Genomic DNA, 16833 nt, shown 5'->3' on the forward strand with positions numbered 1-16833 from the left:
TTAAGGGAACGTTGATGTTGAACCGTATTCGTATCTCGACCAGTCTTTTTTTGATTCTGATTGTGTGTGGCGTTTTACAAATTGGCAGTAATGGTTTGTCCTTCTGGGCTTTTCGTGACGACTTTCAGAACCTGAAAACGGTCGAGACGAGCAACCTTCAACGCGATACCCTGGCGCAAAGCCGTGCGGCGCTGCTGCAGGCGAGTACCGCCCTGAGCCGGGCCGGTACGCTCACCGCCCTGAGCTATCCGCCGGATGATATTAAGGCGCTGATGAGCACCGCGCGCGCCAGCATGACCCAGGCCGACGGTGTGTTTAAACAGTTTGTCGCCAGCGAGCCGGCATCGGACACCGCGGCGAAGCTGACCGAGGCGACGAAAAAGAGCTATACCGCCTGGCGCGATGACCTGGAGCATCAGGCCACCTGGCTTGAGAGCAACCAGCTGTCGGATTTTCTGACCGCGCCGGTGCAGCAGTCCCAGGACGCCTTTGAGGCGAGCTTTAACGCCTGGCAGCAGTACATCAACCAGTTTGTGGTGAACGCCGGGGAAGACAGCAAAAAGAATTACCACATCTCGGCGGTGATTTTTGGCGCCGTGACCGTCATCGCGCTGCTGCTGATGGCCGGGGCGCTCTACTGGTCGAAGATCATGCTGGTTCAGCCGCTGGCGATTATTCGCAGCCATTTTGACAGCATCGCGGCGGGCAACCTGGCGCGACCGATTGAGGTCTATGGGCGCAACGAGATCTCCGGGATTTTTGAAGGGCTGAAGCATATGCAGGCCTCGCTGCGCGACACCGTGACGCAGGTGCGCAACGGCAGCCACGCGATGCACACCGGCATTGGAGAGATCGCCGCCGGTAACAACGATCTGTCGTCGCGTACCGAGCAGCAGGCGGCCTCGCTGGCGCAGACCGCGGCCAGCATGGAGCAGCTGACTGCCACCGTCGGCCAGAACGCCGATAACGCCCGTCAGGCGGCGCAGCTCTCGAAGAATGCGGCGCAGACGGCCCAGCAGGGCGGCGAGCAGACTACGCGCATGGCGCGCACCATGCACGATATTGAAGCCAGCTCGCAGAAGATTGGCGACATCACCAGCGTGATCGACGGTATCGCGTTTCAGACCAATATCCTGGCGCTGAACGCCGCGGTAGAAGCCGCCCGCGCCGGTGAACAGGGCCGCGGCTTCGCGGTGGTGGCGGGTGAGGTGCGTAACCTTGCCAGCCGCAGCGCCGATGCGGCCAAAGAGATCAAAGTGCTGATCGATGAATCGGTGGCGCGCGTCCAGCAGGGCAGTGTGCTGGTGGACACCGCGTCGACCACAATGGCGGACATTGTCCGCTCGGTGACCCAGGTCAACGACATTATGGGGGAGATTGCCTCCGCGTCGGATGAACAACGCCGCGGTATTGAGCAGGTTGCTCAGGCGGTGAGCCAGATGGATCAGGTTACGCAGCAAAACGCCGCACTGGTGGAAGAGGCGGCGACGGCAACGGATGCGCTGGCAAATCAGGCTGACCACCTTACTACGCTGGTGGCAGCATTTCAGCTTGACCTTGCGCAGGTGCGCGAGGACAGGCAGGTACCGCTAGATGCGGTGCCGGTTACACCCTGACGGTAATTAAGAAGGCGCTATGACATCACCACTGCCTAACGGGCAATCGTCATTATTGTTGCAGATGACACAGCGCCTTGCGCTGTCCGACGCTCATTTCCGTCGGATATGTCAATTAATCTACCAGCGCGCGGGCATCGTGCTGGCCGACCATAAGCGGGACATGGTTTACAACCGCCTGGTTCGTCGGCTACGTACCCTCGGTCTGGATGATTTTGGGCGCTATCTCGGCATGCTGGAAGCAAACCCGAATAGCGCAGAGTGGCAGGCGTTTATCAACTCCCTGACCACTAACCTGACGGCCTTCTTCCGCGAGGCGCACCACTTCCCGGTGCTGGCGGAGCACGCCCGCAAGCACAGCGGCGAGTATCGCGTCTGGAGCGCGGCGGCATCGACCGGCGAGGAGCCGTATTCACTGGCCATCACGCTGGCGGATACCCTCGGCACCGCGCCGGGACGCTGGAAGGTGTTTGCCAGCGATATCGATACCGAAGTGCTGGAGAAGGCGCGTAGCGGGATTTACCGGCTTGAGGAGCTGAAAACCCTGTCACCGCAGCAGCTTCAGCGCTATTTCATGCGCGGCACCGGCCCGCATGACGGCCTGGTGCGCGTGCGGCAGGAGCTGGCGAACCAGGTTGAGTTCGCCACCCTTAACCTGCTGCAAAAGCAGTATGACATTGGCGGTCCGTTTGACGCGATTTTTTGCCGTAACGTGATGATTTATTTCGATAAAGACACGCAGCAAGAGATCCTGCGGCGCTTTGTTCCGCTGCTTAAACCCGACGGACTGCTGTTTGCCGGGCATTCAGAGAACTTTAGCAACCTCAGTCGCGACTTCTGGTTACGTGGCCAGACCGTCTACTCGCTGAGTAAGGAAAGAGCATGAGTAAAATCAGAGTGTTGTCAGTGGATGACTCCGCGTTGATGCGCCAGATAATGACGGAGATCATCAACAGCCACAGCGATATGGAGATGGTTGCTACCGCACCGGACCCGCTGGTCGCCCGCGACCTGATTAAAAAATTTAACCCGGACGTGCTCACGCTCGACGTGGAAATGCCGCGCATGGACGGGCTGGATTTTCTGGAAAAACTGATGCGCCTGCGTCCTATGCCGGTGGTGATGGTTTCATCCCTGACCGGTAAAGGCTCGGAGATCACCCTGCGGGCGCTGGAGCTGGGGGCGATTGATTTCGTCACCAAACCGCAGCTCGGCATCCGCGAAGGGATGCTGGCCTACAGCGAGATGATCGCCGACAAAGTGCGCACCGCGTCCCGCGCCAAACTTTCGGCGCGCGCGCCGGAGGCGGCCCCGGCGACCCTGAAAGCCGGCCCGCTGCTCAGCTCGGAAAAACTGATTGCCATCGGCGCCTCCACCGGCGGAACCGAAGCTATCCGTCACGTGCTGCAGCCGCTGCCGCTCTCAAGCCCGGCGGTGCTGATTACCCAGCACATGCCGCCGGGCTTCACCCGCTCTTTCGCCGAACGTCTGAACAAACTGTGCCAGATTAGCGTGAAGGAAGCAGAAGACGGCGAGCGCGTATTGCCAGGACACGCCTATATTGCGCCCGGTGATCGGCACATGGAGCTGTCGCGCAGCGGCGCAAACTATCAAATCAAATTGCATGACGGCCCGCCGGTAAACCGCCACCGCCCGGCCGTCGATGTACTGTTCCATTCGGTCGCGAAGTTCGCGGGGCGCAACGCGGTAGGGGTCATCCTTACCGGGATGGGCAACGACGGCGCGGCCGGGATGTTAGCGATGCACCAGGCTGGCGCCTGGACCATCGCGCAAAACGAAGCAAGTTGTGTGGTGTTCGGCATGCCGCGAGAGGCCATCAATTCTGGTGGCGTCAGCGAAGTGGTCGATCTAAGCCAGGTCAGCCAGCAGATGCTGGCGAAAATCAGTGCCGGACAGGCAATACGTATTTAAGAGGAGAGTAGTGGTTATGGCAGATAAAGAACTTAAATTCCTGGTAGTGGATGACTTCTCCACCATGCGTCGCATCGTACGTAACCTGCTCAAAGAGCTGGGTTTCAATAACGTAGAAGAAGCGGAAGACGGCGTGGACGCGCTGGCTAAGCTCCAGACGGGTGGTTTCGGCTTTGTTATCTCCGACTGGAACATGCCGAACATGGACGGCCTTGAGCTGCTCAAAACCATCCGCGCCGACAGCAACATGGCCAGTTTGCCGGTGCTGATGGTGACCGCGGAAGCGAAGAAAGAGAACATCATCGCCGCCGCGCAGGCCGGTGCCAGCGGTTACGTCGTTAAACCGTTCACCGCCGCGACCCTGGAAGAAAAGATGGGCAAAATCTTCGAAAAACTCGGCATGTGAGGACAGGACGATGATGCAACCAATAATCAAGCCGACTGACGAGCATACCCCGGGCGATATTATCGCCCGAATTGGTAGTCTGACGCGTATGCTGCGCGACACCATGAAGGAGTTGGGTCTCGATCAGGCAATTGCCGAAGCCGCAGAAGCCATTCCTGACGCCCGTGACCGTCTGGATTACGTGGTGCAGATGACCGCTCAGGCTGCGGAACGTGCGCTTAACTGCGTCGAGGCGTCACAGCCGCACCAGAACCAGATGGAATCCGGTGCGAAAGCGCTGAGCGGCCGCTGGGACGAGTGGTTTGAAAATCCGATTGAGCTGAGCGATGCGCGCGAGCTGGTGACCGATACCCGTAAGTATCTGGCGGAAGTGCCGGGTCACACCGGTGCAACCAACGCCCAGCTGCTGGAGATCATGATGGCGCAGGATTTCCAGGACCTGACCGGTCAGGTTATCAAGCGCATGATGGACGTGGTGCAGGAGATTGAACGTCAGCTGCTGATGGTGCTGCTGGAAAATATCCCGGATCAGCCCAGCCGTGCGAAGCGTCCGAATGACAGCCTGCTCAACGGGCCGCAGCTTGATGCTACCGCCGCAGGCGTGGTGGCAAGCCAGGACCAGGTTGACGATCTGCTCGACAGCCTCGGCTTCTAAGCGCGTGGTGCTCCCGGACAGCCTGTGCCGTCCGGGAGCCTGCCCGCTGCCTAGCGCAGATCCAGCTTAACCGTCACGTTCCCTTCGTATTTCCCGGCCGCGGGCCGTTTGTCCGTCGTGCTGACCGGCGTCGCTTTCATCACGATAGCCCCGTTGCCCTGTTCATCCAGCACCACCGGAAACTCCACCGTGCCGTCGAGCGCCACCGGCGCATTCTGACTGTCATACATTCTGACCCCCATATCATCGCGATTGATCATCTTCGCAATCAGCTTGCCGCTATCCATCACGCCGCCGTCCGCCGTCAGGGTCAGCTTGATTTTTTGCTGATTGCTCACCGCCGGATTGTCACAGCGGTACGCGATGTTCACCTCTTTGAGCGTATAGCCCTGCGGCGGCTGACCGGCGGCGACGTACTGGCTGGTCATGGTCTGGCCGAGATCCACCTCAATGGTGCTGCCGGCGTTGATAATGCAGCTGAGTGGCGCGGTAAGCGTACCGCTCAGCCAGATATTGGAAACCTGCTGCGCGTCCGTTACCGCACAGGAGCCGGACCCAAATGACAGGCAGGCGTAGTTCTGCGCCACCAGCGTGGGCGGGATCTGCTCCTCGCCGAGGATCGGCTTTTTGATATACAGCGAGACGGCGATAACGTTCCACTTAAACGGGCGTTTGGTGCTGCTTGCCCCGGACGGGCGCGTCGCGTCGCTGCATACGCTGCCGGTCTGCTCGGTAAATTTGAGGGGGTCCAGCGCTTTGTTCATGCTGCCGACCGGCGTGGGATAGCTGTTGATCGGCATCGGCGTCAGGCCAGTGCCGTCCGGGGAGTTGATGGCGTTGCTGTACGCCTGAATATCCACATCGACCCGTTCGGTCAGATAGCCGTAGCCCGCCACGCCCGGCGGCAAAGGGCTGCCGGCGTAGTTGGTGGTGTTGATCGTGGTGTTCGAAAACAGATTGCCCGGACAGCTACAGTTGGCTTCCATCTCCAGGCCACTGGTCACCAGATAGTGTGACATGGGGATCGGGTGGCCGGCTGCGTTCTCATCGGTACTGAGCTCGCGGGTATAGCTTCCGTTGTAGGTGCTCGGCCCGGTAAAGCAGTCGAGTAACACGGTGGCCGCGCAGGACGTTGCGCTGGCAAGGCCGGTAAGCAGGGCGAGGGCGGGCAGCACGCCCGCTATCCAATTAGGGTGCACGATGGGTCTCCTGATAACAAATAGCGCGGGCGGTGCGGATCCCCGCCGGACTAGCGCTCGCCCCGGCCGGAATGATGAGCTGCGCGCGACAGCGCTGCGCCTGCGCCGCACCCCACTGAACGCTGAGGTCGGTGCGATCGGCAATACCGGCGAGGTAAAGCACGCCGCCCTCATCGACAATGCCGCTTTGTACCGCTCCGGTGACGCTGGCGAGCGCGCCGAACGGCACCGGATGGCCGTTCTCCTGGGTCAGGGTGACCAGTACCCGGTAACCGATGCGCGCCTCGAAGCGGGCGGCCACCGCCGCGCGTCGGCTGGGGATCAGCGTCAGCGCGGTGGCGTCGGTGTCCACGTCCTCCGGCAGGGTGGTGGTATCCACGCGCAGGGTGTTCTGCTGATACGGGGTCAGCGACGGGATAACCGCGTTGCCGAACGCGTCGGTCTGCACCCCGCGCTGGTTTCTGAACCGCACCCCGGAGGCGCCGTTGGTGCTGACGATGGCGAACTGCTCGCCGAGCGGCTGGGCGAGCGTCACCCCGTGAGGATGCGCCACGATGGCCCCGCTGGCGCCGTAGTTAAACCGGCGGGTGTCGTCCGAGGCGGCGTAGTATCCGGCGTTGACGTTGGCATACTGCGAGCGGTAGCTGGAGTAGACGCTGCTGTTGTCGGTGCCATCGTGGTTGGTGTGGCTCTGCTGAAAGGAGTAGCTCAGGCGCTGATCGTCAAGCAGCGTACCGTTAATCCCGACGCTCTGGCTGGTATCGCCGTGGCGGCTGTTATTCAGGCTGTAGCTGGCCCAGCTTCCCGGCAGCCAGGCGCTGAGCGGCACGCTGAACCCCAGGCTGACCATCCGGTCACTCGGCTCATCCCCGGCCTGGCTGTAGGTGCAGGCCAGATGGGCGCTGACCGAGCCGAACACATGGTTGAGGCCCGCGGTGACGCTGCGCTCGCGCTGAGAGGTGCCCCAGTAATCCTGCTGATAGCCGTTAAGGTACAGGCTGCTGGCGAACAGCGTCTGGCTGATGCTCGCCTGAATGCGGCTGCGTTTGTTGTAGCGCTGCGTCCAGTCGTCTTCATCATATTTCTGGTTAGCGTCCGCGAAGCTGTAGTAGCCCGCAGTGGAGTAGCGGTAGCTGGCCAGAGTGAAGTTGGTGTCGGTGGCGTCGATTTTCCCGGAATAGAGCACGCGATAGGATTGTCCGGTGCGGTGTTCGTCATTATCCAGCGTGGTTCCCGCCCAGGTGACGTCAAAGGAGATCGATCCGAGTTCACCCGGCACCATGCCGATCCCGGCGTCGACGGCCTGGTAATCCTGCGAGGCGGTAACGCCGCCGAACAGCGTCAGGGCGTTGTTCAGCCCAGAGATGGCGCTGCCCTGGGCAAACAGCGGCTCGTTTTGATGGCTGTCGTTATCCGCGCGGCAGCGCGCCGCGGTGAGTTCATATTTGATCTGCCCCGGACGCTGCATCACCGCGACGCTGGAGTAGGGCTGAGTCCAGCTGTGTACCGTACCGTCGGCCTCTTTGACCGAGACCTCGAGATCGCCGCTGTTGGTGGTGGAGTTGAGGTCACGTATCTCGAATGCCCCCGGCGCGACGTTCTGCTGATAGATCAGGTAGCCGTTCTGGCGCACCGACACTTCGGCGTTGGAGCTGGCCACCCCCTGTATCACCGGGGCGTAGCCGCGCTGGCTGTAGGGCAGCATCTCATCGTCGGAGGCGAGGTTGACCCCACGGTACTGGACGCTGTCGAACACGTCGCCGCGGGTGCTGTTGTCCCCGGCGGTAAACTGGGCGCGCAGGGCATCGACATCGTGCTGGATCCACGATCCGACATCGTCCCAGGCGTGACTGTCGTCGGTTCGGCTCCAGGTCGAATAGTTGCGTACCCGCCAGCCGCCAAGATTCAGTCCGCTGCGCAGGTTAAGGTATTGGCTGCTGTCGTGGCGATGGTCGCTGTCCTCATTTTGCGAGCCGGACAGGGCATAGTCGGCGAACAGCACCGGCACACCGTCCTGCCAGCTGGCGGGGTCAATGTCGCCAGCGCGGGCCTGGCTCAGCGCGGCCTGGGGTATGCTCAGGCGCAGCGTGGTGCTGGCGAAATCGAAGGTGGCGCTGGCGAAGGGGAGATAATGCCCGAGCGGCTCAGGCAGCGGATCCTGATCCGCCAGCCCGGAAAACACAGGATAGTTATCCACCTGCACGCCCCACCTGCGCAGCATGGCCGGCGTAAGCTGAGGCTGCAAGACCCCGTCAGGCCCGCTGAGGTAGCGAATGTTCTCTTCCGGCTGCGCACGCGTGTTGACCATCACCCGCGAGGGATAGGTACCAGGAAGCTGGGCGTTATCGCGAGAAAACAGCGACAGATCGACATCCTGCTGCGTCAGCGTGTCGCCTTCCAGCGAAGAGGGTGAAAAGTAGAACTCCCGTGCTGCGGCATCCCAGGCCGGCAGCAGCAGGACGCCGCTCAGACAGCGCAGCAGGGCATTGAGCGTCCAGTCAGGCATAGCTGATTTTCCACGCATTGTGACCCTCAGCCCGGTTGCAACGTAGCGCTGTGGGATGCGGAGGCATTACCGTAGTCGGTAATGCAGCGCCAGCTTATGTTCTGTCCCACCACGCCTGCAGGGAGCACCACCTGCGACGCGCTTTTGGGGGCGACAAGTTCAAGGCTATCGAGCCGATGCCCGCCCAGTTGCAGCGAGTCAAATACGCTATAAAACGCCCCGGCGTTGGTCACGGTGAGCCTATCTCCGGTGCGGCGGAACGTCAGGCCGGCGCAGCTTTGTGCGGGGGTACCGTCCAGGCCCGCCGGGCGAAAGAAGAGCTTGAGCCGGGTTTTAAAGATCAGGCGCAGCACGTTTTTGTCTTCGCTGCCTTTCTCAGAGGCAGGGATAGTGCGCACGTTTAAAAACAGCAGCGATTCGCGATCGGTTGCCAGCGGGGCGCCGGTCCAGGCGATGCGCAGGCCCTGTTCCTTTTGCGCATCGAGACGAAACAGCGGGGGGGTAATAATAAACGGCCCGCGGGTTTTTCCGTCGCCGGTGTCCACCCAGGACTGCACCAGCCACGGCAGATCGTTATCCCGGTTAATCAACGCCAGCTCAACTTCTTTTTTATCACCTGGATAAATAATGCGGGTACGTCCAATTTGTACGCCCCCGGCCCAGACCGGTGTAATAATGGTGCCACAAAGGCAGAAAATCAAAAATAGTGTCAGTCGCATAAGTGGAACCCGTAATTATAATTATGACTGCGGGTGAATGCATATAACCCAGCTTTCACCGGGTTATATGTGGTTTATTTTTGGCGTATCGCCTGCGATACAGGAAAATAATCAGCGATAGAGAATGTTTACCGTTAAATCGCCATCAGCAGGACCGGCGGTCACTGTATCGGCAAACGATTTGTAGCGGGCGTTAAAATTGGTGGTCAGAATATCATCTGCCATACTTGATAGCGGCACGTAGACCTGCCCTTCACTGCCGTCGAGCTTGAGCAGTGTGGTGTCTTTACCATCCTGGCTAATGGCAATCCCCACGCCGGTGGCGGCGGTTTCGCCGGCGGTAGTGATTTTGCTCACGTCCATCAGCGTCACCGAGTTAGTCAGCACCGTCGGCGCATTAAAAGTCAGCTGTACCGCGGCCAGACCCTCACTGGTTACCGGGCAATTTTCCAGCGCGATGGCGAACGGCACCAGCGTGGACTCATCGCCGGTTTTTTTAAATAGTGAGGTGGGGTAGGTGCCGAGCGGAACGGTGCTGTCGTGCCCGTCATCGCCTTTAATTTCACAGCTTGGCTCAATAATTTCCCCGGTGAAATGCACCACGCCCGCATTCATTTCCGCGGCCAGCGTCGGGGTTGAACTGAGCGCCAGTAACAGCGCAAACACCCTTTTTTTATTGAAATGCACGGTAATATCTCCTTATCAGTAATCCCTGGTGCAAAATAAAGCATTGCGATGGTGTTACAAACGCCACTGTTATTTTTTCTGCATTATATGCTTCGCGCAAGGATAAAAAAGGAAATAGTTTTTTAGATTCTCAAATATCAATGTCTGATTTGTAACTGTGTATTAATTTGAGGTGTTTAGTATTGGTGTGGAGAATAATGTAAAAGAAATCATCATTATATCTGATCAATATTGAGGCGTTATTTTCTGTTAATAGCGACGATATTCTGCGTCGCTTTTCTGGAAAATCGGCTTCGGAATGAGACCAGAGGCACGCTGTCAGCCCCGGTTAAACGAGGTAAAAAGCCCCGTTTAGGGAGGCTATTCCCGGCATTGACAGGGCAGGGGTCTGGCATGATAACTGCCGGAAAAACGTGTCGGACATTACGCAGTGGCTGAAGATAGCGACCAGGAAAAGACAGAGGCCCCCACACCCCACCGACTAGACAAAGCGCGTGAGGATGGGCAGATCCCCCGATCCCGCGAATTGACCTCGCTGCTGATGCTGCTGGTGGGCGTGTCGATTCTCTGGATGGGCGGTGAGCCGCTGGGCCGCAAGCTGGCCGCGATGCTGGCCGCCGGGTTGCACTTTGATCACAGCATCATCAATGACCCAAGCCTGATTGTCGGCCAGATTGGTGCGCTGCTTAAGCAGTCGCTGATAGCGCTGCTGCCGCTTATCGGCGGGCTGGTGCTGATGGCGCTTGCCGCCCCGATGCTGCTGGGCGGCCTGTTGTTCAGCGGCAAAGCGGTGGCGTTCAAGTTCAGCAAGCTCAACCCGCTGCCCGGTATCGCGCGCATGTTCTCGGCCCAGACCGGGGCCGAACTGTTGAAAGCGATACTGAAATCGGTGCTGGTCGGGTCGGTGACCGGATTCTACATCCTGCACAACTGGCCCGACATGCTGCGCCTGGTGAGTGAATCCCCGGTCGCCGCCCTGCGTAACGCCCTGAATATCGTGGCGCTGTGCGGGGTATTGATCGTGCTCGGCCTGATCCCGATGGTAGGCTTCGACGTCTTCTTCCAGATTTTCAGCCATATCAAAAAATTACGCATGACGCGGCAGGATATCCGCGACGAGCACAAACAGAACGAAGGCGACCCGCACGTTAAAGGCCGCATTCGCCAGCAGCAGCGCGCCGCCGCGCGTCGCCGCATGATGGCCGATGTGCCCAAAGCCGACGTTATCGTAACTAACCCGACGCACTACGCCGTCGCCCTGCGTTACGAAGAGAACAAAATGAGCGCCCCGAAAGTGGTGGCGAAAGGGGCGGGGCTGGTGGCCCTGCGCATTCGCGAAATCGGCACCGAGCACCGCATTCCGATGCTTGAGGCGCCACCGCTGGCCCGTGCGCTCTATCGCCACGCCGAGATCGGCCAGCAGATTCCGGGCACGCTGTACTCCGCGGTAGCCGAAGTGCTGGCCTGGGTCTGGCAGCTTAAGCGCTGGCGCGTCGCCGGTGGAACGCAACCGAAAAAACCTGCAAATCTTCCTGTGCCGCCGGCACTGGACTTTATGAACGAGAAGGACACTGATGGCTAATCTGGCTGCAATGCTGCGCTTGCCTGGCAACATGAAATCGACCCAATGGCAGATCCTTGCCGGGCCGATCCTCATCCTGTTGATTCTGTCGATGATGGTACTGCCGCTGCCGGCGTTCATCCTCGATCTGCTCTTCACCTTCAACATTGCGCTCTCCATCATGGTTCTGCTGGTGGCGATGTTTACCCAGCGTACGCTGGAGTTCGCCGCCTTCCCGACCATTCTGCTGTTCACCACGCTGTTGCGCCTGGCGCTGAACGTCGCCTCGACCCGTATCATCCTGATGGAAGGGCATACCGGCGGCGCGGCGGCGGGGAAAGTGGTGGAAGCCTTCGGCCACTTCCTGGTCGGCGGCAATTTCGCCATCGGTATCGTGGTGTTCGTCATCCTCGTTATCATCAACTTCATGGTTATCACCAAGGGTGCCGGGCGTATCGCGGAAGTGGGCGCGCGCTTCGTGCTCGACGGGATGCCAGGCAAACAGATGGCGATCGATGCCGACCTTAACGCCGGGCTTATCGGCGAAGAGGAGGCCAAAAAGCGCCGTTCCGAAGTGACCCAGGAAGCGGACTTCTACGGCTCGATGGACGGTGCGAGTAAGTTCGTTCGCGGAGACGCCGTCGCCGGTATCCTGATTATGGTGATCAACGTCATCGGCGGCCTGCTGGTTGGCGTACTGCAACACGACATGGCCGTGGGCAACGCGGCGGAAAGCTATACGCTGCTGACAATCGGTGACGGCCTGGTTGCCCAGATCCCGGCGCTGGTGATCTCCACCGCGGCGGGCGTGATCGTGACCCGTGTTGCTACCGATCAGGACGTGGGCGAGCAGATGGTAACCCAGCTGTTCAGCAACCCGCGCGTAATGCTGCTCGCGGCGGCGGTACTGGGCCTGCTGGGCCTGGTCCCCGGTATGCCTAACTTTGTGTTCCTGCTATTTACCGGTGCGCTGCTGGGCCTTGCCTGGTGGATGCGCGGCCGCGAAATGAAAGCCCCGGAGCCGGTGGCGCAGATCAACAAAGCCCCGGAAACCAGCCAGGCGGTGGAAGCCACCTGGAACGATGTCCAGCTTGAAGATTCGCTGGGTATGGAAGTGGGCTATCGCCTGATCCCGATGGTAGATAACCAGCAGGACGGCGAGCTGCTGGGCCGTATCCGCAGTATCCGTAAGAAATTTGCTCAGGAGATGGGGTTCCTGCCGCCGGTGGTGCACATCCGTGACAACATGGATCTGCCGCCTGCGCGCTACCGTATTCTGATGAAAGGGGTGGAGATCGGCAGCGGAGAGGCCTATCCGGGCCGCTGGCTGGCGATAAACCCTGGCACCGCGGCGGGTACGCTGCCGGGCGAAGCAACGGTCGATCCGGCCTTTGGGCTGGCGGCGGTATGGATTGAGAGCGCGCTCAAAGAGCAGGCGCAGATCCAGGGCTTTACCGTGGTGGAAGCCAGCACCGTGGTGGCAACCCACCTGAACCACCTCATTGGCCAGTTTGCGCCGGAGCTGTTTGGCCGTCAGGAGGCCCAGCAGCTGCTGGACCGCGTCACCCAGGAGATGCCGAAGCTGACCGAAGATCTGGTGCCGGGCGTGCTGACCCTCACCACGCTGCACAAGGTGCTGCAAAACCTGCTGTCGGAGAAAGTGCCAATCCGCGACATGCGTACCATTCTGGAAACCCTGGCCGAGCACGCTCCGCTGCAGAGCGACCCGTACGAGCTGACCACCGTGGTGCGCGTGGCGCTGGGCCGCGCCATCACCCAGCAGTGGTTCCCGGGCAATGGCGAAGTGCAGGTGATCGGTCTCGATACCGCGCTGGAACGTCTGCTGCTGCAGGCCCTGCAGGGCGGTGGTGGTCTGGAGCCGGGCCTTGCGGATCGCCTGCTTGAGCAGGCCCAGCAGGCGCTGAGCCGTCAGGAGATGCTGGGCGCGCCGCCGGTGCTGCTGGTCAACCACGCGCTGCGTCCGCTGCTGGCCCGCTTCCTGCGCCGCAGCCTGCCGCAGCTGGTGGTGCTCTCCAATCTGGAGCTGTCCGACAACCGCAGCATCCGCATGACTGCGACCATCGGAGGTCAGTGATGCGCGCCTGGCTGATGCTGCTCTGGCTGCCGTTTGCCGCGCTCGCCGCTGGCGAAGGGGCATGGGAAGCCAGCACTGGCGGCACCACCCTGACCTGGCGCGGCGTGGTAGCGTCTTCCTCGCCGCTGGCGCCCACCGACAATCCGGTGGGAGTGATAAACCTGGTGGTGTGGCGCTATGAGCTGAACGGCCCGACGCCCGCCGGGCTGCTGGTGCGGCTCTGCTCCCTGAGCCGCTGCGTACCCATCGAGGGCGGGCAGGGCACCACGCGCGGGCTGACCGGCGTTCCGGCCAACGAGCCGCTGCGCTTCGTCTGGGAAGTGCCCGGCGGCGGTAAGCTGTTCCCGATGATGCGGGTCCAGTCCAGCCAGGTGATTGTGAACTACAAGTAACCCCGAGGGCTGCCACGCGCAGCCCCTTTTTTTGCCTCGATTTTCACTCCGCTTTACGCGCCGCTTCGCAAAAACAATACGTTCTTTTGAACATCCCGAAACACTGTTTTATAAATCGGTGACACGGATGGCGACGCTCTTTGCATTTTTGCCAGCTTCGTCTGTAGGGTGGCAAAAACAGAAAGGTTTCCCAACCCCCATGCTTTTACTTTAGCCGTAACAGGTTCCCTGACGCCCACCGGGCGGCCTTGCCGGGGATCTCCCATAAGAACAAACAGGGTTAACGGCAATGAAAACACGTAAAATTGGACTTGCGAACTACCTCGCCTACGGCTCCGGGGATTTTCTCGGGGCAGGGACTACCGCCCTGACCGCGGCCTGGCTGCTCTATTTTTATACGACCTTCTGCGGACTCTCGCCCATTCAGGCGACCTTCATCTTTGCCGCCGCGCGCGTGCTGGATGCCGTGGTCAGCCCGCTGATGGGCTTTCTGACCGACAACTTCGGCACAACCTGGTTTGGCCGTCGTTTCGGGCGGCGTAAATTCTTTATCCTGCTCGGCATTCCCTGCGTCTTCAGCTACTCGCTGATGTGGGTCGGGGACATGGGCTTCTGGTACTACCTGCTGACCTATCTGCTGTTCGATATCGTCTACACCATGATTCTGGTGCCTTACGAAACGCTGGTCCCGGAAATGACCGATGACTTCAAGCAGAAAACCAAGTTCTCGGGCGCGCGCATTTCCATGGCGCAGATGTCAGCCATCCTCGCCTCGTTCCTGCCAGGCGTGCTGCTCACCCACTTCGGGAAGGACAACGCCGTCTCCTTCTTCTATGCAAGCCTGGTCTTCTCGGTGCTGTGCGCCCTGATGCTGACCTTCGTCTGGTTCTTTACCTGGGAGCGCCCGCGTGCCGAGTGGTCGGAAGCGGCCCTGCGCGCGGAAGAGGAGAAAAAGAGCCTGACGTTCGGCCAGAGCATGAACCGGCTGTTCATAGAGCTGAGCTCGACGCTGCGGATTAAAATTTTCCGTCAGCATCTCGGCATGTACCTCGGGGGCTATATCGCCCAGGACGTGTTTAACGCGGTGTTCACCTACTACGTGGTGTTTGTGCTGATGCAGGAAGCGGCGATGGCCTCCAACCTGCTGGGCACCATGGCGATTTTCCAGTTTATCGCCGTTATCGCCATGATCCCGCTGTGCATCCGCTTTGGGCCTGCGCCCTCCTACCGCATGGTGGTGGTGCTGTTCGGCCTCAGCTCGCTCTCCTACGCCATGCTCTATTACGCCGGGCTGAGCGACGTTTACTCTCTGCTGTTGCTGGTATCCGCCATCGCCGGTCTGGGTCGCGGCGGCATCAACTACGTGCCGTGGAATACCTACACCTACATCGCCGATGTGGATGAAGTGATCACCGGGCAGCGCCGGGAAGGCATTTTCGCCGGCATCATGACCCTGACCCGCAAAGCCTCCCAGGCCGGGGCGGTGATGCTGGTTGGCATCGTGATGCAGATGTCCGGCTTTGTCTCCGGGCAGGCTACCCAGCCGCCGGCGGTCAGCCACACCATTCTGATGATCCTGAGCGTGGGCACCCTGATTGTGCTGGCCTGCGGCTTCCTGGTCTCGCTGCGCTTTAAGCTCAACCTGAAAACCCACAGCGTGCTGCGCGAAGAGACGCTGAAAATGCGCGCCACCGACCGGGTGGTACCGGAGTCGGCGAGTGCGGAAAACCGCGCCACGGTTGAGATGCTGGCCGGGATCCCGTTCGAGAACCTGTGGGGCAACAACAACATCGGCTATCTGAACCGCAACAAACCGGCCGCGCCCGCCCTGAAAGGGACGACACCCGAATTCGACACGACACAGAGGTTAAGTTAATGATTGTTTACCCTGTCAAACACAGCCCGTTACTGCGCCAGCCTGAGCGTTTTATCGCCCGCGATGAGCTGAAGAACCTGATCCACAAGCTCACCGACAATCTGGTCAACATTAAGGATGAAACCGGCGCCTTCCTGCTGCGCCTGGACGATGGCCGGGTGATTGATACCAAAGGCTGGGCGGGCTGGGAGTGGACCCACGGCGTGGGCCTGTACGGCATGTACCAGTACTGGCGGCAGACCGGCGACACCCAGATGCGTGACATCATCGACGGCTGGTTTGCCGATCGCTTTGCCGAGGGGGCCACCACCAAAAACGTCAATACCATGGCGCCGTTCCTGACCCTGGCCTGGCGCTACGAAGAGACCCGCAACCCCGCCTGGCTGCCGTGGCTGGAGAGCTGGGCAGAGTGGGCGATGTATGAGATGCCGCGCACCGAGTGGGGCGGCATGCAGCACATCACCCTGGCGGAAGAGAACCATCAACAGATGTGGGACGACACGCTGATGATGACGGTGCTGCCGCTGGCGAAAATCGGCAGGCTTCTGGGGCGGCAGGAGTACGTCGATGAAGCGGTGTACCAGTTCCTGCTGCACGTCCAGAACCTGATGGATCGGCAAACCGGGCTGTGGTTCCACGGCTGGAGCTACGAGGGCAACCACAATTTCGCCAACGCCCGCTGGGCGCGGGGCAACAGCTGGCTGACCATTGTAATTCCTGACTTCCTGGAGGTGGTGGACCTGCCGGAGCGCGATCCGGTGCGGCGCTACCTGATTCAGGTGCTCGAAAATCAGGTGGCCGCGCTGGAGAAATGTCAGGATGAGAGCGGGCTGTGGCACACGCTGCTCGACGACCCCACCTCCTACCTTGAAGCATCGGCCACCGCCGGGTTTGCCACCGGCATCCTGAAAGCGGTGCGCAAGCGCTATATCGATAAGCGCTATGCCGCGGTAGCGGAAAAGGCGGTGCGGGGCATTGTCGCCAACATCTCTGATGACGGCGAACTGCTGCAGACCTCCTTCGGCACTGGCATGGGCCACGATCTGGCGTTCTACCGCCAGATACCGCTCACCTCGATGCCGTACGGTCAGGCGATGGCTATCCTGTGTCTGGCGGAGTATCTGCGCACCTATCTCTGACCCCGGCGCGCGGCCATAAAAAAAGCCTGAACGGTATGTTCAGGCTTTTT

At 60.4% G+C, this 16833-nt stretch carries 14 protein-coding genes; 10 read left to right on the forward strand and 4 right to left on the reverse strand.

Going from position 1 to position 16833, the window contains the following annotated elements; genetic code table 11:
• Nucleotides 1-14 precede the first annotated feature (14 nt).
• The 5 genes from tap to cheZ are packed head-to-tail and all read left to right on the forward strand — an operon-like array spanning nucleotide 15 to nucleotide 4609.
• The gene (gene tap, locus DW58_RS12755) at nucleotides 15-1616 is read left to right on the forward strand and encodes a methyl-accepting chemotaxis protein IV (protein WP_024549663.1); all 1602 of its coding nucleotides are present in this window, start codon (nucleotides 15-17) and stop codon (nucleotides 1614-1616) included.
• Between the two features lie 19 nt (nucleotides 1617-1635).
• On the forward strand, nucleotides 1636-2502 hold the full coding sequence (cheR, locus tag DW58_RS12760) for a protein-glutamate O-methyltransferase CheR (RefSeq protein ID WP_024562547.1): 867 nt from the start codon (nucleotides 1636-1638) through the stop codon (nucleotides 2500-2502).
• A complete protein-coding gene (locus DW58_RS12765; RefSeq protein ID WP_029592999.1) occupies nucleotides 2499-3548 on the forward strand; it encodes a protein-glutamate methylesterase/protein-glutamine glutaminase in 1050 nt (349 codons plus the stop codon). Before cheR ends, DW58_RS12765 begins: the two co-directional genes overlap by 4 nt.
• 16 nt (nucleotides 3549-3564) lie before the next feature.
• A complete protein-coding gene (gene cheY, locus DW58_RS12770; RefSeq protein ID WP_024550942.1) occupies nucleotides 3565-3954 on the forward strand; it encodes a chemotaxis response regulator CheY in 390 nt (129 codons plus the stop codon).
• A 10-nt stretch (nucleotides 3955-3964) separates the two neighbouring features.
• Nucleotides 3965-4609, forward strand: coding sequence for a protein phosphatase CheZ (gene cheZ, locus DW58_RS12775; protein WP_024550943.1), 645 nt, complete (start codon nucleotides 3965-3967; stop codon nucleotides 4607-4609).
• Nucleotides 4610-4659: 50 nt separating this feature from the next.
• On the opposite strand, the gene DW58_RS12780 is transcribed toward cheZ, so the two are convergent.
• The 4 genes from DW58_RS12780 to DW58_RS12795 form a co-directional block, all read right to left on the reverse strand.
• Complete coding sequence (locus DW58_RS12780) at nucleotides 4660-5808, reverse strand: fimbrial protein (protein WP_235047733.1); 1149 nt, start codon at nucleotides 5806-5808, stop codon at nucleotides 4660-4662.
• Complete coding sequence (locus tag DW58_RS12785; protein ID WP_029593001.1) at nucleotides 5798-8314, reverse strand: fimbria/pilus outer membrane usher protein; 2517 nt, start codon at nucleotides 8312-8314, stop codon at nucleotides 5798-5800. The genes DW58_RS12780 and DW58_RS12785 overlap by 11 nt, the downstream gene beginning before the upstream one ends.
• A gap of 26 nt (nucleotides 8315-8340) precedes the next feature.
• Entirely contained in the window at nucleotides 8341-9033 is a 693-nt protein-coding gene (locus DW58_RS12790; RefSeq protein ID WP_024549582.1) for a fimbrial biogenesis chaperone, read from the reverse strand.
• 111 nt (nucleotides 9034-9144) lie between these two features.
• Nucleotides 9145-9720, reverse strand: coding sequence for a fimbrial protein (locus tag DW58_RS12795; RefSeq protein ID WP_024549581.1), 576 nt, complete (start codon nucleotides 9718-9720; stop codon nucleotides 9145-9147).
• Nucleotides 9721-10150: 430 nt separating this feature from the next.
• Between DW58_RS12795 and flhB the strand changes: the two genes are divergently transcribed.
• The 5 genes from flhB to bglB all read left to right on the forward strand — a co-directional run bounded on the left by flhB (nucleotide 10151) and on the right by bglB (nucleotide 16783).
• Complete coding sequence (flhB, locus tag DW58_RS12800; RefSeq protein ID WP_024549580.1) at nucleotides 10151-11302, forward strand: flagellar biosynthesis protein FlhB; 1152 nt, start codon at nucleotides 10151-10153, stop codon at nucleotides 11300-11302.
• Nucleotides 11295-13376, forward strand: a complete 2082-nt coding sequence (gene flhA, locus DW58_RS12805) for a flagellar biosynthesis protein FlhA (protein ID WP_024549579.1) — start codon at nucleotides 11295-11297, stop codon at nucleotides 13374-13376. Before flhB ends, flhA begins: the two co-directional genes overlap by 8 nt.
• The gene (gene flhE, locus DW58_RS12810; RefSeq protein ID WP_024549578.1) at nucleotides 13376-13768 is read left to right on the forward strand and encodes a flagellar protein FlhE; all 393 of its coding nucleotides are present in this window, start codon (nucleotides 13376-13378) and stop codon (nucleotides 13766-13768) included. Before flhA ends, flhE begins: the two co-directional genes overlap by 1 nt.
• Nucleotides 13769-14057: 289 nt before the next feature.
• Nucleotides 14058-15644 (forward strand): MFS transporter, encoded by a 1587-nt coding sequence (locus DW58_RS12815; RefSeq protein ID WP_024549577.1) that lies wholly within the window; start codon nucleotides 14058-14060, stop codon nucleotides 15642-15644.
• Nucleotides 15644-16783 carry a beta-galactosidase BglB gene (bglB, locus tag DW58_RS12820; protein ID WP_024549576.1) on the forward strand — a complete coding sequence of 380 codons (1140 nt, stop codon included), beginning with the start codon at nucleotides 15644-15646 and terminating at the stop codon, nucleotides 16781-16783. Before DW58_RS12815 ends, bglB begins: the two co-directional genes overlap by 1 nt.
• Nucleotides 16784-16833: the final 50 nt, after the last annotated feature.

It is taken from the genome of Siccibacter turicensis LMG 23730 (genome assembly GCF_000463155.2).
In the GTDB taxonomy this organism is placed as follows: Bacteria; Pseudomonadota; Gammaproteobacteria; order Enterobacterales; family Enterobacteriaceae; genus Siccibacter; species Siccibacter turicensis.